This window comes from Halolamina pelagica (assembly GCF_001307315.1).
GTDB classification, from domain to species: Archaea; Halobacteriota; Halobacteria; order Halobacteriales; family Haloferacaceae; genus Halolamina; species Halolamina pelagica_B.
Genome location: NZ_LGUC01000001.1, coordinates 26,970 through 47,944 on the forward strand (window position 1 = coordinate 26,970; position 20,975 = coordinate 47,944).

Genomic DNA, 20,975 nt, shown 5'->3' on the forward strand with positions numbered 1-20,975 from the left:
TGTAACGACCTCCCAACGACGACTTCGCTCCTTACTCCCGTCCGCGAAGCACGATCACCACGCTGCTGAGCAGGAGACAGCCCACCAGCCCCGTGAACGCGGTGTCGTAGTCGACGTATTGGGCGACGACGCCGACGTAGGTCGCGCCCAGCGAGCCGATGCCGATGTAGACGCTGCGCATCGCGCCCAGGTCGCCGCCCATGCTGTCGCCCGGGAACGAGTCCATCAGGTACGCCTGCATCACCGGCGGGTACGCCAGCAACCCGGCGGCGAACACGCCGACGGCGATCAGCGCCGCGGTGGGCGTCGACGCCAGCACCAGACCGACCAGCGCGACCGCCGCCACCACCAGCACGCCCGGCGCGAGCAGCCCCCGCGGGACGCGGTCGCCGAGCCCGCCGGCCAGCGGCTTCGCGATCGCGCCGACGACGAACAGCAGGGCGAACGACCCGTTCGCGACGACCGGCGAGAGCTCCTTGGCCCGGAGATACGTCGGGAGAAAGCTCGTCGCCGACTGCCAGGTGAACGCGTAGAGCGCGTAGGCAAACAGCAGCCAGCGCAGCCGCGGCACGCCGAGGATCCGGCGGAACGTGTCGGCGATCGCCAGATCGACTTTCGCGAGTTCGTACCCCTCGTCGCTCCAGAGATGGAGCAGGAGTGCGATCAACAGCAGCGCGACGGCGATGGGCGCAAACGCCGCCCGCCAGGTCGCCACGGCGATGACGACCGTGCCGATCCCGGCCGCGAGGATCCCGCCCACGTCGCCCGAGCCGGTGTGGAGGCCGAACGCGCGGCCGCGCTTGGCGACGAACAGGTCCGACACCATCCCCCGGGCGGGCGTGGGGTAGAGCCCGACGCCGACGCCGATGACGACCGCGCCGAACAGGAAGGCGAGATACGTCGGCGCCACCGAGAGGGTGAGGAAGCCGACCGCCGCCAGCGAGAGGCCGGCGACGAGCAGCGTCGTCCGGGAGAGCCGATCCGACAGCCGGCCGCTGGGGTACTGGAGGATCGCGTACGTCCCCCAGACGACCGTGATGGCGAAGCCGGCGGCGCCGCTGGAGATCTGCAGGTCGCCCGCGATCGCCGTCAGCAGCGGCGAGATGCTCAGCCGGCCGGCCTGTAGCAGCGCCCAGCCCAGCGAAATGACGAGCAGCAGCCGCCCGGAGTAGCCACGGAACAGGCGCTCCTCGTCGGTCGAGTGACTCACTGGTCTCATTGCCGACGCCGACGTACTTGAACGCCTCCGTTCCGGCCGTTCTCCCCCTACCCTACGCCGGCTCGTAGCGGTAGCGCCGAGTCGGCTCCCCGCGGAACCGTGGGCCGGCCCCCGGGGTCGAAGCCGACCGCCTCGACCGCGCGCCGCATCGCGTCGTCGCCCTCCCGGAGCAGCACCTCGACCGGGAGCCCCGCCCCGCGGGCGAACGCGATGGGCTCGGCGAGCAGGCGCTCGCAGGCGTCGCTGTCGCCGCCGAACTGGGTGACGAACACGGTGTCCTCGCGGGCGTCGAAGCTCACGAAGCCGGTGAGGTCGGCCTCGCGCTCGTCGGGAGGCGCGCCCGGTTCGTCGTTGCCGGCCACACTCCCGTCGTCGCCGACGAGCACCCGGACGCTCCGCTCGTGGATCACGTCCCGCAGCACGGGCTCGGGCGCGTCGCTCAGTGCGGCCATCGCCGGCGCGTCGCGCTCGACAGCGTCGCGGACCGTCATTCGCTCGCCTGTTCCGCCGCGGTCGGCTTAAACGCCGGGGGCGGCGCCGTCGCGAGATTCATGTCGGCGCCGAACGACGAGTCAGCCGTGTCCCACGCTCCCGGCCGTCCGATCGCGCTCGTGATCGCCCTCACCCTCGCCGTCGGTGGGCTCGTCGTCAGCACCGTCACCGGACTGATCGGCACCCTGGTCGGCGCGCTCGTCGGCGCGGGGACGAACCCGGACGCCGCGGTCCCCGCGCTCGTCGGCGTGCTGCTCGTCACCGCGGAGGCGGGGTTCGTCGTCGTCGGCTACGCGTTCCGGCAGACCGACGACGGCGCCGCGATCGGCATCGACTGGATCGACCGACACGGGTCGAGACTGGGCGACGCTGCGCTGGTCGTCGGCGCGACTGTCGCGCTCGTCGCGTTCAACCGCGCGGCGTTCGCGGTCGGGTCGCTTCTCGGCGTCGATCCCGTGACCGCCGTCTCGGCGCCCGACGAGCTGTCGGTCGGCGTGCTGGCGGTCATGCTGCCGGCGATGCTGCTCGCGGTCGGGCCCGCCGAGGAGTACCTGTTCCGCGGGGTCGTGCAGGGGTACCTGCGCCAGTCGTTCTCGGCCTGGGGCGCCGTCGGCTGGAGCGCGCTGCTGTTCGCGGTCGTCCACCTGCCGAACCTGCTCTCGACCCCCGAAGCGGGGCTCGTCTCGGTTCCGGTCTGGCTGACCATCGGCGTCGTGCTCGGCTGGCTGTACGAGCGGACGGGCGCGCTGCTGGTGCCGGTGCTGGTCCACGGGCTCTACAACGCGGCGGTGGTCTCGCTGCTGTTCGTGGAGTGGGGGATCGTCTGAAAACGGGAGGCTGAGGACTCAGTCCAGCAGTTCGTCCAACCCGCGGGCGGGGTAGCCGACGACCCGATCGACGCCGGCGTCGTGGAGCGTCGCGACCCGGTCACGGACGGTCGCTTCGTCGCCGACGATCGCGAAGTCCTTGCTGGCGGCGAGCAGCACCTCGCGCGCCCGGCCAGTCGCCGAGGCGTCGGTCTCGTACTCGTCCGGGAGCGCGCGCCGGACGGGCCCGCGCCGGGCGGTGTACGCGCCGACGGCGTCGAGGATCTCGTCCTCGTCGTCGCTGAGGACGGTGGGCGCGTACACCGCGATCTCGCCGTCGAAGCCGGCGGCCCGCAGCGCGCGCACGTCGCGCTCGGTCGAGCGCGAGAGCAGTTCGAACTGCGTCGCGCCGGTCGCGAGCGCGACCCGCTCGACGCCCTCGGTGCCGACCCAGGCGTCGGGATGCTGCTTGCGGCCCTTCCCGAGCCGCGGCGCGATAGCGCGCTGGCTCTCCGCCTCGGAGAGGTAGGCGCCGTGACCGGCGACGAGCACCCGACCGATCCCTTCGGGGATCGACGCCGCGAGGGAGTCGTCGCCCAGCGGGTCGAGGCCGTCGGCGCGGACGGGCGTCGTCACGCGGACCGTGGCAGTCTCCGCGAGCGCGCGGAGCGTGTCGGTGTCCGGGAACGTCTCGCGACCCTCGTAGTCGACGACGAGCGTCGACGCCGGGAGGTCGGTCGCGCGGGCGAGGTCGACCGCCGCGGGTTTGAGCGCGACGGCGTCGATGCCGACACGCGGGAACGGCCCGACAGTGTCGTCGCTCGTGGTTCGCTGGCTGGTGCTGTCGGGCGTGGTGGTGTCGGGCGTGTTCATAGCGAGTGCTCCTCGGTACTCCGGTAGCTATGCGAGAACTGCGCGGATCTAGAATCGCGGAACGCGATCCATCGCCTGTGCGGCCATGCACTCCCCCATATCCCGCTCACCCGGATAAGCGTGTCGTCACTCCGAGTGGGACGAGCCACCGGCCGAGCGGGCTCGAAACACCGCCAGCAGAACCAGATTCTCCGTCTCAGACCGGGAACTCGGCTTCCGGCTCCACGACGCGGTCGACGGTCTCCGGCGCGCGCCAGTCGGTGGTGAGTTCGAGCAGCTGGACCAGCATCCGGCCGGTGGCGCCCCAGACCGTGTAGTCGCCGACGTGGAAGTAGTGGAGGCGCACGTCGCCGACCTCCGGACGTTTGCGGCGCTCGGACTCGTAGTTCGCGGGGTCAGTCAGCGCCGAGACGGGGAGCTTGGCGACTTCGACCGCCTCGACGCCGTCGGGTTCGTAGGTGCGGTCGGGCACCTGCGCAACGTACGGGCGGATCGCGTAGCCGGAGGTCGTCGTCGTGTCGTCGAGGCGGCCGACGATCGAGGGTTCGGTCTCGTGGAGCCCGATTTCCTCCCACGCCTCCCGGCGGGCGGTGTCGACGAGGTCCGGGTCGAACGGCTCGTGGCCGCCGCCCGGGAACGCCATCTGGCCCGCGTGGGAGCCGAGGTCGTCCGAGCGCTTGATGAACAGCAGGGCGGGCTCCTCGCCCCCGTCGACCACCGGGGCGAGCACGCTGGCCCAGCGCTCCGCGTCGGCGACCGTAGTCGGCTCGTAGCCGCCGAGCCCCGAGAGTTCCATACGCGACTGTCGGCGCCAGTCGGTCAAAAACGCTTCGTCGGCCTCAGTCGGTGAGGGCGAGCAGGCGGTCCCGAGTCGCCCCCAGATCTACGGACCCCCACGCCTCGGCGTCGTACGTCACGTCGATCAGCGTCGCCGCCCGCTCGGCGTCGCCGGCGTCGACGACGGTCTCGGACGCCTCGCGCAGGCGGTCGGCCACGTGCTCGGCCGCGGCCGCGCGGTCGATCGATCGCTCGGGCACGTCGAGGATGTGGGGCAGGTCCTCCCCTTCCGCGGGGAGCATCGGGAACGCGACGGGGCCGACGACCAGCGCCGCGTCGTCGTCGACCGTACCGTCGACGGCGTCGGTGGGGAGTTCGACGAGGTAGTACTCGCGGATCGCCTCCGCGACGGCCGCCGAGACCGCGTCCTCGCGCACGTCGGCGCCGCGACGGTAGGCGACCTCGACCAGCGCCTGCTCCAGTTCCGCGCGGGTCAGCGCGTCGAACAGGTCGACGATGCCCGCGAGTTCGTCGTGAGTGGCCTCCTCCATCGCCCGTGACTGCGGCGGGCGTCGGCAAAAGTACGCGGGTCCATGGGGGCCGGACGCGTCAGCCGGCGTCGGTGGCCGTCTCCGTCTCACCCTCGACGGTGACCGTCACCGTTGTCTCGCCCGTCGGCGTCCGGACCTCGTACTCGAGCTCCCGGCCGGGCTCGGCGTCCCGGGCCTCCGCGGCCACCGTCGCCGTGTTGGACTCGCCGGGATCGAGCGGGATGTCGAACCCCTCCGGCTTGTAGAGGGGATAGGAGAAGTTCACCGCGCCGCGGAACGTGCCCGCGCCGTCGCCGACGTTCTCGGCCGTGATCGTGATCTCGAAGGTCTCGTCGGGTGCGACCGTGTTCGGGGCGTCGACGGACCACTCCCACGCGGGCGGCGGCGAGGTGGCGTTCTCGACGGATAGCTCCCACTCCTCGGGCTCCGGATCGTGGTCGAGACGGAGCGTCGGCGCCGACGCCAGTTGGGCCGGCGTCTCGAACAGCAGCCAGCCCCGGCGGTCGGCGTCACCGTCGTCGGGCGTGTAGCCGTCGCCGGGCACGTCGAGATCGACCGGGTAGCCGTACTCGGGCGTGATCGGTGCGTACTGCTCGCCGTCGGCGAGGAGCGTGAACGCCGCCCGGTCCGGCGGGATCGATGGCGCCCGCGCGTCGATCGTGACGAACACGAACTGGCCGTCGGCGGGCTGGATCCCGTTCCAGTCCACGTTCTCGATGTGGCGGTAGGCGTACTGGACAGCAGCGGCTTCCACGGTCACGCCGGACGCCGAAGGGGTTCCGGGCGCCGTAGTGGCCGTCGGGGACTCGGTGTCGCTGCCGGGGCGTCGTCGACGCAGCCGGCGAGCCCCGCGACTGCGACCGTCGCGAGATACGCGCGCCTGGAGGGCATCGTCGCCGTGTTCGGTCGTTCGGGGTAAGTGCTTTCTGCGGGCTGGCGATCCGGATCCGCAACAAACAAGCAAACAAAATCTGGCACAAACGCTAAAACTCCCCAACACCAATTGGCGTCTATGTCCGGTGGCAGCATCGACATCCACGAGTTCGAGTCGGCAGACCCCGACGAGTTCGAGGGGGCGGACAAGACCGAACGGGTCATCGAGTTCCTCGCGACACACGACGATCGCGCGTGGAAGGCAGCCACCATCGCCGAGCGAACGGAGATCGACGCCGACGCCGTCAGTTCCCTGCTTTCACGACTCAAAAAGCGAGGGCTGGTTCGGCACAAGAGCCCGTTCTGGGCGATCACCGACGACGAACAGCGCCTCGCGGCGGCCCGCAGCGTCCATGCCGCGACCGAGCGCTACGACGAGCAGTTCGGTGAAGAAGACCCAGACGAGTGGGAGACCGAGGACTCGGAGGCGTTGCGGTGAGGGCGATCCAGAACAGCGATATCGTCTGGAGCGACGACTTCTACAAGGACGGCGATGCCGGCCGGCCGCTCCTCGTGGTTGGAACCGTCGAGATGGATGCCCACGGGATGCAGTACGTCTGTGTCGCACTCACCTCCCGCACGTATCACGAACGGTCGATCGAAATCCAAGAGCAAGATTACGAGGACGCACCGCTCCCACTGGAGAGTCACGCGCTCCCGTGGGTGTTCCAGACGCTCTCGCGGGAACATCTCCGGCGCTACAAGACCTGTATCACCGACGAGAAACTCGACGCGATCATCGAAGCGGCGAGCCACTACATCGGGGCAACGGCGTAGCCACTATCAGGCCGAAAAACGGGAGAACGAGTGATCGACGGAGCAGTACGCGGGTCGGTGAGGGCAGTGTGAGAGTTGGCTAGTCGCCTAACTTCACATCGCGCCGCCCATGCCGCCCATGCCGCCCATGCCGCCGGCGCCGCCCTCGTCCTCGTCGCCCGAGGTCGAGAGGTCGCCGGCCGCGATGATGTCGTCGATTTTGAGCACGAGGTTCGCGGCCTCGGTGGCACTGGAGACGGCCTGCTCCTTCGAGTGGGCCGGCTCGACGACGCCAGCCTCGTAGGTGTCCTCGACGTCGCCGCTGAAGACGTTCAGGCCGGCGGTCTGGTCGCCGGCCTCGTGGGCCGCACGCAGGTCGACCAGCGTGTCGATGGAGTCGAGCCCGGCGTTCTCGGCGAGCACGCGCGGGACCAGTTCGAGCGAGTCAGCGAACGCCTCGACCGCGAGCTGCTCGCGGCCGGTGACGCTGTCGGCGAACTCGCGCAGGCGGCTGGCGAGTTCGACCTCGATCGCCCCGCCGCCGGCGACGACGCGGCCGTCCGAGACGGTGGTCGCGACGACGTCCAGCGCGTCGGAGACGCCGCGCTCGAGCTCGTCGACGACGTGGTCGGTCGAGCCACGCAGGAGCAGCGTGACGCCGTGGGCGTCGCCGCCCTCGACGTAGAACATCTCGTCCTCGCTGTCACGGCGTACCGAGCCGTGGCCGAGGTCGTCGGCGTCGATGTCGTCGAAGTTGGAGACGACGTTGCCGCCGAGCACGTTCTTCAGGAAGCCGATGTCCGAGGACTTCACGCGGCGGGCCGCGAGGATGCCCTCCTTGGCGAGGTAGTGCTGGGCGAGATCGTCGATGCCCTTCTGGCAGAACACCACGTCCGCGCCGGTGGCGGCGATGGCGTCGACCTTGTCGCGGAGCTCCTGCTCCTCCTGGTCGAGGAAGGACTGGAGCTGGTCCGGCGAGTCGATGGAGACGTTGGTGTCCACGTCGGCCTCGTCGACCTCGATGGCCGCGTCGAGGAGCAGCGTGTCGGCGTCCTCGACCTCGCTCGGCATGTTGTCGTGGACGGGGTCCTTCGAGACGACCGCGCCGTTGAGCAGGTCGCTCTCGGAGACCGCACGGCCCTTCTGGGTCTCGACTTTCAGGTTCGCGAGGTCGACGACGTGGCTGCCGTCCTCGGCCTCGACGGTGACGGCCTCGACGGCCTCGACGATCAGCTGGGCGAGGTGCTCCTTGTCGAGCTCGGCGCCCTTGCCGGTCATCGACGTCTCGGCGACCTTCGCGAGCAGCTCGGTGTCGGTCGGGTCGACGGTGCGCGAGATGTCCTCGACCTCCTCACGAGCCTGCTCGGACGCGAGGTGGAACCCCTTGATCACGGCGGTGGGGTGGATGTCCTGCTCGAGCAGCTCCTCGGCGTTCTTCAGGAGCTCGCCCGCGATCGCGACGGCCGTCGTCGTCCCGTCGCCGGCCTCCTCCTCCTGGGTCTCGGCGACCTCGACGATCATCTCGGCCGTCGGGTTGTCGATGTCCATCTCCTCGAGGATGGTGACGCCGTCGTTGGTGATGGTCACGTCGCCCATCGAGTCGACGAGCATCTTGTCCATCCCCTTCGGACCGAGGGTGGATCGTACCGCTTCGGCGACCGCACGGGCCGCAGAAATGTTGTACTCCTGAGCGTCCTTGTCCTTCACTCGCTGGGAGTCCTCACCCATGATAATCATGGGCTGGCCTCCGCCTCGCTGTCGTTGGCTCATGGTCAACGAAGGATTGTCCGTGGTTCTATATAAATGTGTCGTAGCGTGTGGGGGCGACGGGCCTCGACCGCGCTCGGTGAATCCGCCAAAACCGGATGCAAGCGGATCATCCGTACCAAATCGTGCGTCTGTTTACCATGCCACAACGGACCGCGTTTTGCCGGCTTTATGTACTCATCCGGCGCCGACGGCAGCGAGGTATCGGCCAGTGGGTCGGAGACCGTCGGCGACGAACCAGTGAGCAGTCGCTGGCGTCGACGAACGACGCGCGTATCGTGGCGACAAAAGGGCAGATCCGCAGACGCCCAGGGCAGACGAGGAGAGAAAGGGGGAGTCGACGGGCGGGCGGTCAGTTCTCGGGGCGCTCACCTCCGTCCGGGTCCACCAGGTACTCGGCGTCGGCCGCGTCGGGCTCGGGGAGCTCGTCCGCATCGAACTCCGTCTCGGCGTCCCGGGAAGCGAGCCGGGACTCCAACTGCCGGCGTTTGTTCCGCCCTTTCCGTTCGCGACCGGTTTTCGTGTCTGGCATCTACACCCGTGCTAACACCACACATGGTTATCAACGTTTCGGGGGTGTGCGACGCCGCCCGTCGCCCGCCACAAGTTGACGTGGTAATCACCCACACGCTTAACACGATTGCCGTCCAATCGAGCCGTGTATGGTGCGTACGGTTCCACCGAACGAGGAAGCACGGAGCGTCTTCGAACGCCTCGGCTACGCGGTCTCCGGCGACGGGCCGGAGTTCGTCGCGGAGCGGAAGTGGCGGTCCGTCCGGGTACGGACACTCTGCGCGGAGGACGCCGCCCGGCCGGGAACCCTCGACGGGGAGTATGGCCTCGAATGCCTCGTAACGTGGACCGACTGCGTCGACGAACTCGATCAGCGACTCAACGAACAGGCGCCCGACGGCGAGTGGGCGATCATCGGCGTCGACGACGACGGGGAGTACGAAGTGCACCGGGCGGCGTAAGGTCCGGTGCGGATCTCGGCCGCCCGGCGTCGGCTCACACCTTTTTACGCGCGACCCGAGAGGGATAGCCCATGCTGCCGCTCCAGTTCGGCCTGATCGAGGAGGGGATCAACGGGTTCGTCGACGGCATCGCGAGCGCGATCCCACAGGTACTCTCGGGGATCGTCTTCCTGCTGATCGCGGCGGTGCTGGCGAAGCTCGTGATGATCGTCGTCCGGTTCGCCCTCGATCGCGCGCTGCCGGGGGAGTCGGACGTGTACCGGCGGTTCGTGAGCACCATCGTCGCCGCGTTCCTCTGGTTCGGGATCGCCCTCTCCTTCCTCTCGATCGTCGGGCTCGAACAGATCGCCGCCTCGATGGGGACCGCCGCCGGCTTCCTCGCGCTGGGGGTCTCCTACTCGCTGTCGAACATGATCGCCGACGCCGTCGCCGGGGTGTATCTCCTGCGCGACCCGGACTTCATGCCGGGCGATCGGGTGAAAGTCGGCGACGTGTCCGGCACGGTCACGTCGATCGAACTCCGCAAGACGCGCTTCCGCGACGAGAACGACGACACGGTGGTCCGGGGCAACGCCGAGATCGAGAAGAAGTGGACGAAACTGGACGACGCCGAGACCGACGCCGGGGCAGCGAACGACGCCGACGAAACGGACGAATCCGGAGCTGAGGCGGCCTAACACGCGCCAGCACCCCGGGCGAGAGGCTTATCACCCTGAGCCGCGAATTTCCGGCAATGTTCGTCGGTCACGCGCTGCTGGCGTTCGCCCTCGTCGGCGGGACAGCGGCGGTGCTGACCGACCGCCGGATCGCCCTCCAGCTCGGGATCGTCGCCGCAGTGTTCGCGACGGTCCCCGACGTGGACATGGTGTACGCGCTCGTGGGGCTCGTCGGCGCCGAGGGCGGCGTGATGGGCACTGTGAGCTCCTTCTGGGCGGCCAGCACCGCCGTCCACCGCACGATCACTCACTCGCTGCTGGTCGCGCCCGTCGCGGCCGCGATGGCGGGCGCGTGGCTCCACGGCCGGCGCAGCGAGGCGCCCTGGTGGCTCGGCGTCGCCGTCGTCCTCGGCGCGGGCCTGGGGACCGTCGCGACGCTGGTCAGCGGCGCGCTGGGTGGCGCCGTGATGGCCGTCTTCGTCGTCGCCGCCGTCGCCGTCGCGGAGGGCGTGGGGCAGTACACCGAGTTCGGCAGCCGGGCGACGATCGCCGCCGGGTTCGTCGGCCTGTTCTCCCACCCCTTCGGCGACCTCGCGACCGGCGAGCCGCCAGCCTTCCTCTACCCGCTGAACGCGCCGCTGGTGACCGAGCGCGTCGCGCTCGCCGACGACGCGACGCTACACCTGCTCGGCGCCTTCGGGGTCGAACTCGCCGCGATCTGGGCCGGCCTGCTGGTGGCGATGTGGCTACTCGAGCGCCCGGTTCGGGCGGCGATCGACTTCCGCGCGGTCGTCGGCGTCGGCTACGCGCTGGCCGCGTTGGCGATCCCGGCGCCGACGCTCGACTTCTCCTACCACTTCGTGTTCTCGGTGCTCTCGGTGGGGATGATCGGCGCCGTCCCTCGAGTGCGGTTCCCGAACGTGGCCGTCGAGCGGCCCGACGCCGTCGGCGCCGCGCTGACCGGACTGGCCGCGGTGACGCTGGCCGGCATGGCCTACACCGTCGCGTACGTCCTGGTCTAGAGCCCGAGCGCCAACGGGCCGAGCAACACCCCATGAGGTACACCCGGCGCGCGCCGATCCGGACTGCGAGCAGGCCGACGAGCGTCGCGAGCGCGAACACGGCGATCCCCGCCGTTCCCGCAAAGAGCGCCGCGAGTACGACCAGCAGTCCGAGAACGACGAACGCCAGCCGTCGCTGGTCGAGCCGCGAGACGACCCGGAACGCCGCGTCGCCCAGTAGGCCGACGAGCACGAACCCCGTCGCGGCCGCGACGACGACGACCGGCAGGAGCACCGACAGCGAGAGCGGCACCCCGGCATCGTCGACGGCGACGAGCACGCCCGACCGCGGCGCGCCGAGGGCGACGAGGGCGAACAGCGAGAACACCGCCGTCGAACTGTTCGCGCCGCTGGTAGCGACGACGAACCCCCGGAGGTCGCTCCGGGCCGGGACGGCGGGCAGGGAGACGGTCGCCGCGACGCCCGCCGAGACGCCCGGGAGGTAGCCCACTGCCGCCCCGGAGAGCCCGCCTGCGCCCGCGGCGATCCCCAGATCGATCGGTGGGATGGCCAGTTGCGCGTCGTCCTGCTCGGGAACCCCGCCGCCGTGGACGGCGTCGAGGAGCACCGGCGCACCGAACAGCCCGCCGAACAGCGGGGCGAGCACGCCGCCTGCGACGGGCCCGGAGAGCGAGAGCCCCAACACCGCCGCCCCGAGCGCCGTCGCCAGCCCGAACGCGAGCAGGCCGGCGAGCCGCGCCGTGTGGGACGGTTCGGTCGCGAGCATGAGCGCGAGCACCGCGGCGGCGACGACGGGGAACCAGCTCGTGAGCAGCGGCGCGAGTCGGAGCATCGCCCACGTCACGGGGAAGGCGAGCAGGGTGGCGACGGCGACCGCGGCGCCCGAGCCCAGCGCGGAGAGCCTGAGGGCTTCGCGGCCCCGCCCGCGCAGGACGAGTCGATGCCCCGGGAGCGCGGCCGCCGCCATCGCGCCGTCGGGCACGCCCAGCGCGAGCGAGGGGACGATGTCGAGGAACGTGTGGACGACGCCGGCCGCGAGCATCGCCGCGCCGAGGGCGAGCGGGTCGAGGGGGACGTGCGGCGCCGCGCCCGCCAACAGTAGCGCGAAGTTGTTGGCGTGCAGTCCCGGCACCAGCCCGGAGCAGGTGCCGAGCAGACAGCCCGCGACGGTGGCGACCACGACGGGGAGGAGGAGTTCTGGCTCGGTTCGGGGGCCGAGCGGGACGCCAGCGACGCCGCCGATAGCCGTCGCTCCGGGGGTGAGCGCGTCGACAGTCGGACCGGCGTCGGGCCACATCCGGGGCGGAGTGGTCCCGGTCTCCTACTTCAACTCTGGGTCTGGCCGTTGGCCGAGACCGTGATCACCGTGCAGTCGAGCTGTTCCTCCAGATAGCGGCCCACGTCCGGCGACTCGAACAGTTTGTTGAGCATCTTCCGGAAGCGCCCGGCCTGTTTCGAGCCGATCACGACCACGTCGGCGCCCTCGTCGGCGACCTCCTCCATGATCGTCTCCTCGACGAGGAACCCCTGGCGGACGACGTAGCGCGCGCGGTCGATCGGGCCGATTTTGGCCTCGGCCGCCCGCTTGAGGTCCACGCGGCTCACGTTGTGGTTGTTCTGGAACAGGTCGACGTGTAGCACCGACAGGTCGGCGTCACGCTCCTCGGCGATGCTGACGGCCTCCCGGAGCGTCGCCGCGGAGTGTTTCGAGAGCGGGTAGCGAACCGGGACGACGACCAACGTCATGTAGACATCTCTGCGGCCAGCCGACAAATGCGTACCCCTTCCGACGGCTCAGGACTCGAACACGATCCGCCCCTCCACGTCGACGTTCAGCCCGCCGCGTCGGGCGTGGTCGGCCAGCACGTCGTGCTGGATCCCCACCTCGCCGGCGCGGTGGCGCTGTTCGATCGTCGGGAACTCGTGGTCGGAGTGGAGCAGGTACTCCGCGGTCGCGAGCGTGTAGCGTCGATCCGGGTCGATCGCCTCGCCGTCGACGCGGGCGTCGAGCAGTTCGCCCGCCTCGTGGTCCCAGCGCAGGCTGGCGCCGCTGAGGTGGGCGTGCCACCAGTGGGGCTCGCCGAAGTCGAGTTCGGCGCCGTCGGCCTCGCTGAACACTTCCAGCAGTTCCCGGCCGCTGAGTTCGACGACGACCACGGGCTCCTCGAAGGGGAGGACGCTCACGAGATCCGCGAGCGTCACCTCGCCCGACAGCGGGGGGCCCTCGCGGATGCCGCCGCCGTTCTGCAGCCCCACGTCGGCGTCCGCGGCGGCGCGGTAGGCGTCGGCGACGAAGTTGCCGATCCGGGACTCGCCGCCGAAGGTGGTCTCGTCGGTGCGGGCGAGCGGCTCGTCGACGGTCGCGACCGTCTCGGTCAGGCCGGCCGACTCCCGCCGGCGCTCGAGCGCGTCGGTCAGCGCCTCGTGGACCGGGCCCTCGCTGGGGTCGATCACGCGGGCGCTCGCGGCGACGCCGCCGTCGCCCCGGGCCGCGGCCGCGTCGTCCGTCCCGAGTTCGACCTCGACGAACTCGTGGCCGTTCACGCCCGGGCGGGTGCAGAGCGTGTCGTCGACGTACTCGGTGCGGACGCTGTGGACGTGGCCCCCGAGGATGGCGTCCACGTCGACCCGGCGGGCGAGTTCGTCGTCGCCGCCGCCGAGGTGGGAGAGCGCGACGACGTAGTCGACGCCTTCCTCGCGGAGTTCCGTGACCGCCTCCGCAGCCGCCTCGTAGGGGTCAGTAAAGGTGAGCGGCGCGGCGTGGGGGTTGATCGAGTCGGTCGTCGGGTCCGTCACGCCGAAGAAGCCGACGCGCTCGCCGTCGGCCTCGGCGATCGTCCACGGGACGACGCCTTCCTCGGCGCCGAAGGGGTCGCCGTCCTCGTCGCGCGTGTTCGCGGAGACCCACGTGAACTCGCTGTCGGCGACGATCGCCCGGGTCGCGTCCGGGCCGTAGTCGAAGTCGTGGTTGCCGAACGTGTCGGCGACGGTGTCGACGGCGTCGGCGAAATCGAGGATCTGCCGGCCGCTGGCCGCCATCGAGACGACGCCCGGGGCGGTGGTGTCGCCGCTGCCGACGACGAGCGCGTCCTCGCCGTCGCGTTCGCGGAGTCGGCCCGCAAACCGCCCCGCCCGCTCGGCGTCGTCGAAGAGGTTCTCGATATCGGAGTAGTGGAGGAGACGGACCATTCAGTACTCGAGAGCAGTCGGGCAGCAGCCAAGAAGCCGTCGGGAGCGGACCGCGCTCCCGGGGGATCAGTCCTGCAGTTCGAACGCGACTTCGACTTCGGCCTGGTACTCCCGGTCGTCGACGCTCGCGAGTTCGACGCCGAACTCCTTCACTTCCGCCCACTTCACGTTGTTCAGCGTGTCCTCCGCGCGGTCGATGGCGTCGTCGGCCGCGGCGTCGAAGCTCTCGCTGCTCGATCCGATCAGGGTGATCTTCTTGTGAACCATCACGTGCTACTTCACAGGGCGAGCACATAAACGAGGGGGCCCAGTCGAACGTTCGGGCGTCGTCGACGGGTGGCCGACAGCTTTTGCTTCCCCTCGGCCCAATGACCGGTATGGACACCGAGAACACCTACGTCAACGCCCTCCTCGGCGCGGCCGTGACGGTCGTCTTCTCCTTCGCCGGCGTCTCGCCGGTGTTAGGCGGCGCGACCGCGGGCTTCCTCGAACGACGCGACGGCGCCCAGGTCGGCGCGCTCGCTGGCTTGTTCGCCTCGCTCCCGATGGCCGGCGCCGTCCTGCTGTTTGGCGGGTTCCTCTTCGCCTTCCTGGGGTTCGGTGAGCCGTTCGCCGGCGGGTTCGTGATCCTGCTGTTCGGAGTGCTGTTCGTCGCCGTCTACACGATCGCGCTCTCCACCGTGGGCGGCGTCCTCGGCGTCTATCTCGCCGAGGAGTTCCGGGACTAGCGCCCGCGGCCTACGCGGGCTTCGGGATCCGTCGGTACTGGACGTAGCGCTCCACCGCGAGCCAGAGGCCGCCGATGGCCGTCCCGATCACGTTCGCGAACAGGTCGCCGAAGCTGAAGTACCGTCCCGCGAGCTGGCCCTGAGCCAGTTCGATCCCGACCCCGTAGAGCAGGACGGCGACCAGTACGACGACGCCGCGCGCGAGATCCCCGCCCCGCCACTTCGCCGTCGCGTACACGGCTACCGCCGCGAGGGCCGCGTACGCTGCCAGATGGAGCTGTTTGTCCCACCACGGGCTCGGCGTGGGTGGGGCCGCGACGCTGTCCAGCAGCGAGAAGTAGAAGATCACCGCGACGACGGCGACGACACCCGCGGCGCGGACGAACCGAGGGAGCAACGGGAACCGGACCTGCCGCATGGGCCCAACCCCTCGGCGGCCCCGCAAAAACCTCCCGACTGCGGGATCGTTGCTCACCACTGTCGCGTGAAAGGGAGGTTTATACGCCGCGGCTGAATCCGTTTGCCCAATGAGCGACGTGCGGGAGGCGACAGCAACCCTCCGTTCGGACCGCTCTGCCGTCGACGACGACCTCCGGGCCGTCCTCGAGGTCGACGCCGCCAAGGAGACGTGGACGTTCGACGACATCCCGATCGATTCGGGGACGTTTGGCGAACTCGTCTCCCGCGGGATCGTCGAGAACGTCGACGGCGAGTACCGGGTCGCCGATCGAGAGGCGGTGCAGGCCGCCCTCGACGGCGAGGAGCTCGAGTCGACGGCCGAAGACTCGTCGCCGTCGCTGGAGTTCAACCTGGATCTGCCACCCCGGCGCGTCGGGGGCGCGATCGTCGCTGCCCTCGCCTTCGTCGTCGCCGTCCGGCTGGTCGCGTACCCGTCGGTGTTCCGGAGCGAGCACATCGTGTTCCTGGGGAACGATCCGTACTTCTACCGCTACTTGCTCCTCGAGTCTCTCGAACAGGGGGCGACCGTCACCTCGCTCCCGGATTCGGTGCTCCTCGGCGAGCCACTCCTGACCGCGACGCTACTCGCCGTGACGAGGTTGCTGGGCGGGAGCACCGAAGTCGCGGACCTCGTGCTCGCGTGGTACCCGGTTGTCGCCGGGCTGGTGACGGCCGCGCTCGTCTACGTGCTCGCCGTGCAGGTGACCGACGACCGGCGCGTCGGCGTCGCGAGCGTCGTCATGCTCGCGGTGACGCCGGTCCACGCCTACCGGACGGCGATCGGCTTCGCCGACCACCACGCGTTCGACTACGTCTGGCTCGCGATCACCGCCGTCGCCGCCGTGGCGCTGCTCCAACGCACATCGACGGAGGAGGGCAAGCGCGGGGTTGTGACCCCGTGGACACTGGCGCTGGGTGGCGTCGTCGCGGTCGGCGTCGCGGGGCAGGTACTGGCGTGGAACGCCGGCCCACTCCTGCTGCTGCCGCTGGCGCTGTACGGTGTTGTACGGGCGACGGCCGCCGTCGACGCCGGCGCGTCGCCACTCGCGGACCTCCCACTGGTCGGGGCGATCGGTCTTGGCGGGGTGCTCGCCGTCGTCGTCCACACGACGCTCGACTGGCAGGAGCTCTACATCGTCGCGACGCCACTCCTGCTCGCAGCTGGGCTGGGGGCGGTGCTAATGGTCGGCGAGGGTGCGCGTCGATACGGCCTCTCAGCCCAGGCGACGACTGGCCTTGTCGCCGCGGCCGGTGCCGTGGTTTTCGTCGTCGCGTACACGGTGGTTCCAGAATTCGGCGCCGAGTTCTCACAGGAGTTGAGTCGATTGGTTAACGCCGGATCCGTCGAAGGGATCGCGGAGACCGCCTCGCTATTTGGGACGCAGTACGGGACCATCGTCGGCCCGTTCTTCTTCTTCGGACTGACTCTCTTCTTCGCGCTCCCGTACATGGTGTGGAGTCTGGCCGCCGGCTGGTCACAGAACCGTCCGGTTTGGCAGCTTGTCGGAAGTTACAGCACCGTGTTCTTCCTGCTCGCACTGCTGCAAGTCCGGTTCGCTGGCCAGTTGGCGCTGTTCTCGTCGGTGTTTGCCGGCGTCGCCGTTGTCCACTTGAGTGCGGTCACGGGTGCGACCGTGCGGCCGGCGATGGTCGCCGAGGACGGCCTGGACACGTGGAGCGAGCGGGCTCCTGAGCTGCCGGCGTTCTCGATGCCGAACCGCGACACCGTCCTCGCTGTCGGGATGATCGTCCTGCTCGTCGGCGGCCTCGGCGCCGTAATCAGCCCCGCCCGGACCACGAGCCTCATGGTGAGCGACGAGAGCTACGAGGCGGCGACGTTCATGGACGACTACGCCACCGAGGAAGGCTGGGAGTACCCGCAGAACTACGTGTTCAGCGAGTGGGGTGACAGCCGGATGTACAACGCGATCGTGAGCGGCGAATCGCGCAGCTACGGGTTCGCGCAGGCGAACTACGAGGAGTTCCTCACCTCCGCGAACGCGTCGACATGGTACCAACGCCTTAACGGCCGGACGGGGTTCGTCGTCGTCGACCGCCACAGCGGACTGGCTAACACGGATGACGAGACGATGTACAGGCGACTGCACGCGTGGGGGAACGAAACAGGTCATTATCGGGCGGTGTGGACCAGCGACGATGGGTCGATGAAGGTGTTCACGCTGGTTCCTGGGGCGGCGGTGACCGGCTCGGCCGACCCGAACGCGACGGTGACGGCGACGACGACCGTTGAGGTCGGTGGGACGGAGGTTAGGTACCGCCATACAGAGACGGCCGACGCCACTGGGAACTACTCGGTGCGGGTTCCCTATCCCGGAACGTACGAGATCGGTGGGACGGAAGTGACTGTACCCGAGGAGGCGGTCGAGAACGGTGGAACCGTCCGAACTGGGACCGGCTCTGGGAACGGTAGTCAGTGATTAATCGAGTCGGAGTACTTAAGCTTCTAACAGTCACAAGTGCGAGTGATGAACGGCGGCTGGCGTTATCGGGCGACGAGCGTGTTCGGGGTCGCGGTACTGACCGCGTTTGCGGTCGGCATCGCGAACAGCCCCACCGCTCAGACGATCTTGGCCTCGATTCCGGCCGTCAGCACGCTTTCGACGGATCCGCCGTCGGGCGCCGAGGGGTTCATCGAGGTCGCGACGGCGGTCGTAGTCGTCGCGGGCGCGTTCGTCCCGCTGTATAAGCCACGGCCGCGTCGCATTCTGGACGCCGTCGTCCTCGCCCAGAAGCGCGTCGCCGTCGCGCTGCTCGCGCTGTCGGCTATCGGCTACTTCGACTACACGTACCGCCTGCCGCGAGCGACGCTACTGGTGATCGCACCCGTTCTTTTGGTCACGCTGCCGGCGTGGTTCGTCTGGATCCGTCGCCGACCGACAACAGATCCCGAGCGGGGGATCATCGTCGGCGACAACCCCGAGGAGATCGATCGGCTCGCCGCCGACGTGGACGTGCCGTTGTTGGGCTACCTCTGCCCGACGATCGCCTTCGACCGGCCCAGCCAGTCGACGCCACAGCCGGTCGTCGCCGACGGCGGTGTCGGTGGGCTCACCCGCCTGGGCGGCCTCTCGCGCATCGAGGACGTGCTCGTCGAGTACGACGTCGACACGGTGGTGCTCGCGTTCGAGCACACCGACCGCGCGGAGTTCTTCGGCGCGCTCGACGCCTGCTACGAGCACGGCGTCGACGCGAAAGTCCACCGGGATCATGCCGACCAAGTGCTAACTTCCGGGGACGATGTCGGGACGCTCGTCGACGTGGACGTCGAACCGTGGGACGTGCAGGATTACGTGCTGAAACGGGGGTTCGACCTGGCGTTCTCCACGTTCGGACTGCTCGCGTTGAGTCCGGTGATCTTCGTGATCGCGGCGGCGATCAAGCTGGACGACGGCGGATCGGTGCTGTACAAACAGGAGCGGACGGCCGTTTTCGGCGAGACGTTCGACGTGTACAAGTTCCGGTCGATGATCGAGAACGCGGAGGCCGGGACAGGAGCGACCATCAGCGACGAGGACGAAGGTGGTGTCGACCCCGGGTGACACGTGTTGGGCGGCTGCTCCGGCAGACCCACCTTGACGAGATCCCGCAGCTGTGGGCCGTTCTGAAGGGCGACATGAGTGCTGTCGGCCCACGCCCTGAGCGACCCGAACTGGACTCGGATATCGAGACCGGTGTGGTGGATTGGCAGAAGCGGTGGTTCGTGAAGCCGGGACTGACTGGGTTGGCGCAAGTGAACGACGTGACCGGTGCCGAGCCGGAAATGAAACTGCGGTACGACCTCCAATACGTGAAACAGCAGTCCTTCACGTTCGACATGAAGTTGGTTATTCGGCAGGTGTGGAAGGTCGGCGTCGACGCCGCCTGTGCCGTTCTAGAGTGACCGATCAGGCTCTGTCGGAGTTCCGACTGGAGAGCAGGGTGTGTTCGTTAGAAATCGCCAAAGGGTCAAATCGGCGTCACACCCACCGTAACTGTCAACTGTTAGTAGCCCCCACACGGAGTTGTCAGCGGGTTCCCGCTGACGCAGAGCCGGCCCGCAAACCACCTTTGGAAAGTCGCTGCCGAGGGGTCAGACCTGATTCACTGTCGCAGCGGCTTTCCGCTCCCCACCTTTTCACGTTGCTGCACCGATGTTCGGCGTGCTGTCGAGCATGACCACTGCTTCAGCGCTCGACAGTTGGTCGCGTTCGCCGTCGGGGTGTCGGCCACGGACCTTTGACTGCCTCGCGAGACGAAATGCAGCGACTGGCGGGTCGAACGTCGCACAGAAGTGCCCCTTTTGTGGATGCCGTCAACAACTGTGACATCCTCCTCGCCGTAAACGGCGAGGCTTCCCGTACCGCAGGTAGGATATTTGCTGGTCTACAACACGACCTGTTCTCTCGTGTTGAACGTCCCGCTCTCGCGGTCGAACAAGTGTGTCGATGGCTGTGCCACACAGCCGTTACTCCTATCCTCGCCGTGAGGACTCGGAGTTATCTTTTGACGCATATTCTCTGCCCCGTTGCAATCCGCGTTGGCTACCAACTCGCACGACGAGCAAACGTACAGGCCGCGTTCAACACGGTTCGACTTCGTGTCGTCACCACACCGCGAGCAGGTCTTCGACGTGTCCCACTCGTTTTCCTTCAGCACCTCGACGCCACGTATCTCCCCTTTGTATTCGAGGTACTGGTAGATGCGGTCGAACGCCCACGAGTGCAACTTCTTGTTGCCGGTCTTCCCCCAATCCGACTCACGCACGTCTTCAGGCCAACTCACTGCGAGCGTGCCGACACCGCGTTGGACACACTCTGTGATGATGGTGTCTGTCAGCGTGTGGTAGAAGTGCGTCTCGCGGTCAGCGAGTTTCCGACGTGCCCACATCGACTTCTCAGACGGGCCGTTTTCCCCTTCGGTGTCGTACTCTGCCCGGGTGAAGTAGTGCTTGTCTTGCTTGAGGGAGTTTCCGGGATACAGGACGTATTCATCGGGGAAGGCGACCGTGGCGATGTTCGTGATGCCAAGGTCAATGCCTGCCACGCCGTCGCCTGCTGAGTCGAGTGTTTCGAGTTCGACTTTGCAGACAAAGTGCAACTCCCATTCGTCACCGTTCCAGACCGCTCGAATGTTCTGCACCGAGTTGACTTCCGAGAGGTCAACGTCGGGACGGGTCTGGTACTCGCACAGGAGGAAGTCTGAGAAGTGGTCTTTGAGGTTCGAACCTTTGCTGAGTCGAACGCGGTTGTTCTCCGGGTCGTGTTTGAACCCGTCTGCTTTGAACGTGATCGTACTCTTGGGTCGGGTGTCGCCGTGTTTGCGGTAGCCTGGCGGATTCGCCTCGTCGTCCTTGTGTCGCAGGTCGAACCATGACTGGAAAGCGTCGGAAAGTTCTTCGATGACTTTCTGACTGGATTGTGCGTTCAAGTCTTTCCAGCACTCCCGGTTCTTCATGTACGCTTTGAGCGTTCCTTCGTCTGGGATTTCGCCGGTTGCGTTCCAGATGCGGTCGGCTGTCCATCGTGCGACGTTCCAGATTTTGGAGGCGGAGTCCCCAAGCGAGTCGAGGCCATCGTGTACCTGCCGGTAGTTCTGGATGGAACCAACGTAGGTTCGAGTGGCCTCAATCGCCATGCATAGCCTATGTAGTTAAACTTACTTAACGGTATGGTTAGCGTAGAATATCCGGACTCCCATCGACGGTGGACTGTGTAGGAGTTGTCGGATTCACTCCCGCCGTAAACGGCGGGATTCTCTCCTCGAAGAAAGATAG

General features: G+C 68.4%; 21 protein-coding genes and 2 pseudogenes. 9 read left to right on the forward strand and 14 right to left on the reverse strand.

Annotated elements, in window-relative coordinates; translation table 11 throughout:
* Positions 1–31: 31 nt before the first annotated feature.
* Together SY89_RS00180 and SY89_RS00185 are read right to left on the reverse strand one after the other, a co-directional pair.
* On the reverse strand, positions 32–1,219 hold the full coding sequence (locus SY89_RS00180; RefSeq protein ID WP_054582653.1) for an MFS transporter: 1,188 nt from the start codon (positions 1,217–1,219) through the stop codon (positions 32–34).
* A gap of 47 nt (positions 1,220–1,266) precedes the next feature.
* Complete coding sequence (locus tag SY89_RS00185) at positions 1,267–1,710, reverse strand: hypothetical protein (RefSeq protein ID WP_239685472.1); 444 nt, start codon at positions 1,708–1,710, stop codon at positions 1,267–1,269.
* 87 nt (positions 1,711–1,797) lie between these two features.
* Here SY89_RS00185 and SY89_RS00190 point away from each other — a divergent pair, with 87 nt between their 5' ends.
* Positions 1,798–2,538, forward strand: coding sequence for a CPBP family intramembrane glutamic endopeptidase (locus SY89_RS00190; RefSeq protein ID WP_189319078.1), 741 nt, complete (start codon positions 1,798–1,800; stop codon positions 2,536–2,538).
* An 18-nt stretch (positions 2,539–2,556) separates the two neighbouring features.
* Here the strand turns inward: SY89_RS00190 and SY89_RS00195 are convergent, their stop codons facing one another.
* The 4 genes from SY89_RS00195 to SY89_RS00210 form a co-directional block, all read right to left on the reverse strand.
* The gene (locus SY89_RS00195) at positions 2,557–3,390 is read right to left on the reverse strand and encodes an LLM class flavin-dependent oxidoreductase (RefSeq protein WP_239685473.1); all 834 of its coding nucleotides are present in this window, start codon (positions 3,388–3,390) and stop codon (positions 2,557–2,559) included.
* Between the two features lie 196 nt (positions 3,391–3,586).
* The gene (locus SY89_RS00200) at positions 3,587–4,186 is read right to left on the reverse strand and encodes an NUDIX hydrolase (RefSeq protein WP_054582655.1); all 600 of its coding nucleotides are present in this window, start codon (positions 4,184–4,186) and stop codon (positions 3,587–3,589) included.
* 43 nt (positions 4,187–4,229) lie between these two features.
* Positions 4,230–4,718, reverse strand: a complete 489-nt coding sequence (locus SY89_RS00205) for a DUF7109 family protein (RefSeq protein ID WP_054582656.1) — start codon at positions 4,716–4,718, stop codon at positions 4,230–4,232.
* Positions 4,719–4,776: 58 nt separating this feature from the next.
* Positions 4,777–5,478: a hypothetical protein gene (locus SY89_RS00210; RefSeq protein WP_054582657.1), complete on the reverse strand. Its 702-nt coding sequence runs from the start codon at positions 5,476–5,478 to the stop codon at positions 4,777–4,779.
* Between the two features lie 252 nt (positions 5,479–5,730).
* Here SY89_RS00210 and SY89_RS00215 point away from each other — a divergent pair, with 252 nt between their 5' ends.
* Positions 5,731–6,090 carry a MarR family transcriptional regulator gene (locus SY89_RS00215; RefSeq protein WP_054582658.1) on the forward strand — a complete coding sequence of 120 codons (360 nt, stop codon included), beginning with the start codon at positions 5,731–5,733 and terminating at the stop codon, positions 6,088–6,090.
* The gene (locus SY89_RS00220) at positions 6,087–6,428 is read left to right on the forward strand and encodes a type II toxin-antitoxin system PemK/MazF family toxin (RefSeq protein ID WP_054582659.1); all 342 of its coding nucleotides are present in this window, start codon (positions 6,087–6,089) and stop codon (positions 6,426–6,428) included. The genes SY89_RS00215 and SY89_RS00220 overlap by 4 nt, the downstream gene beginning before the upstream one ends.
* A 93-nt stretch (positions 6,429–6,521) precedes the next feature.
* Here SY89_RS00220 and thsB read toward each other — a convergent pair whose 3' ends face one another.
* On the reverse strand, positions 6,522–8,177 hold the full coding sequence (thsB, locus tag SY89_RS00225; RefSeq protein ID WP_054582660.1) for a thermosome subunit beta: 1,656 nt from the start codon (positions 8,175–8,177) through the stop codon (positions 6,522–6,524).
* Between the two features lie 349 nt (positions 8,178–8,526).
* A complete protein-coding gene (locus tag SY89_RS00230; protein ID WP_054582661.1) occupies positions 8,527–8,706 on the reverse strand; it encodes a hypothetical protein in 180 nt (59 codons plus the stop codon).
* Between the two features lie 130 nt (positions 8,707–8,836).
* On the opposite strand from SY89_RS00230, the gene SY89_RS00235 reads away from it, so the two are divergent.
* From SY89_RS00235 to SY89_RS00245, 3 genes are all read left to right on the forward strand, one after another.
* Positions 8,837–9,148, forward strand: coding sequence for a DUF7116 family protein (locus SY89_RS00235; protein ID WP_054582662.1), 312 nt, complete (start codon positions 8,837–8,839; stop codon positions 9,146–9,148).
* A gap of 71 nt (positions 9,149–9,219) precedes the next feature.
* Entirely contained in the window at positions 9,220–9,825 is a 606-nt protein-coding gene (locus SY89_RS00240; RefSeq protein ID WP_054582663.1) for a mechanosensitive ion channel domain-containing protein, read from the forward strand.
* Between the two features lie 56 nt (positions 9,826–9,881).
* Positions 9,882–10,826: a metal-dependent hydrolase gene (locus SY89_RS00245; RefSeq protein WP_054582664.1), complete on the forward strand. Its 945-nt coding sequence runs from the start codon at positions 9,882–9,884 to the stop codon at positions 10,824–10,826.
* Here SY89_RS00245 and SY89_RS15500 read toward each other — a convergent pair.
* The 4 genes and pseudogenes from SY89_RS15500 to SY89_RS00270 all read right to left on the reverse strand — a co-directional run bounded on the left by SY89_RS15500 (position 10,823) and on the right by SY89_RS00270 (position 14,282).
* Positions 10,823–12,123 (reverse strand): annotated as a pseudogene (locus tag SY89_RS15500) (tripartite tricarboxylate transporter permease). The gene SY89_RS00245 and the pseudogene SY89_RS15500 overlap by 4 nt on opposite strands.
* Before the next feature lie 29 nt (positions 12,124–12,152).
* A complete protein-coding gene (locus SY89_RS00260) occupies positions 12,153–12,572 on the reverse strand; it encodes a universal stress protein (protein WP_054582667.1) in 420 nt (139 codons plus the stop codon).
* Positions 12,573–12,620: 48 nt separating this feature from the next.
* Positions 12,621–14,015: a bifunctional metallophosphatase/5'-nucleotidase gene (locus SY89_RS00265; protein ID WP_054582668.1), complete on the reverse strand. Its 1,395-nt coding sequence runs from the start codon at positions 14,013–14,015 to the stop codon at positions 12,621–12,623.
* A 66-nt stretch (positions 14,016–14,081) separates the two neighbouring features.
* Positions 14,082–14,282: a dodecin gene (locus SY89_RS00270; protein ID WP_054582669.1), complete on the reverse strand. Its 201-nt coding sequence runs from the start codon at positions 14,280–14,282 to the stop codon at positions 14,082–14,084.
* Between the two features lie 110 nt (positions 14,283–14,392).
* Here SY89_RS00270 and SY89_RS00275 point away from each other — a divergent pair, with 110 nt between their 5' ends.
* Positions 14,393–14,743 carry a DUF5518 domain-containing protein gene (locus SY89_RS00275; RefSeq protein ID WP_054582670.1) on the forward strand — a complete coding sequence of 117 codons (351 nt, stop codon included), beginning with the start codon at positions 14,393–14,395 and terminating at the stop codon, positions 14,741–14,743.
* A gap of 10 nt (positions 14,744–14,753) precedes the next feature.
* Here the strand turns inward: SY89_RS00275 and SY89_RS00280 are convergent, their stop codons facing one another.
* Positions 14,754–15,161, reverse strand: coding sequence for a VanZ family protein (locus SY89_RS00280; protein ID WP_054582671.1), 408 nt, complete (start codon positions 15,159–15,161; stop codon positions 14,754–14,756).
* A 109-nt stretch (positions 15,162–15,270) separates the two neighbouring features.
* On the opposite strand from SY89_RS00280, the gene SY89_RS00285 reads away from it, so the two are divergent.
* Positions 15,271–17,640, forward strand: a complete 2,370-nt coding sequence (locus SY89_RS00285) for a hypothetical protein (RefSeq protein ID WP_054582672.1) — start codon at positions 15,271–15,273, stop codon at positions 17,638–17,640.
* A 48-nt stretch (positions 17,641–17,688) separates the two neighbouring features.
* A pseudogene (locus SY89_RS00290) lies at positions 17,689–19,103 on the forward strand (sugar transferase).
* A gap of 482 nt (positions 19,104–19,585) precedes the next feature.
* On the opposite strand, the gene SY89_RS00295 reads toward SY89_RS00290, so the two are convergent.
* Positions 19,586–20,836, reverse strand: coding sequence for an RNA-guided endonuclease InsQ/TnpB family protein (locus SY89_RS00295; RefSeq protein ID WP_054582673.1), 1,251 nt, complete (start codon positions 20,834–20,836; stop codon positions 19,586–19,588).
* Positions 20,837–20,975: the final 139 nt, after the last annotated feature.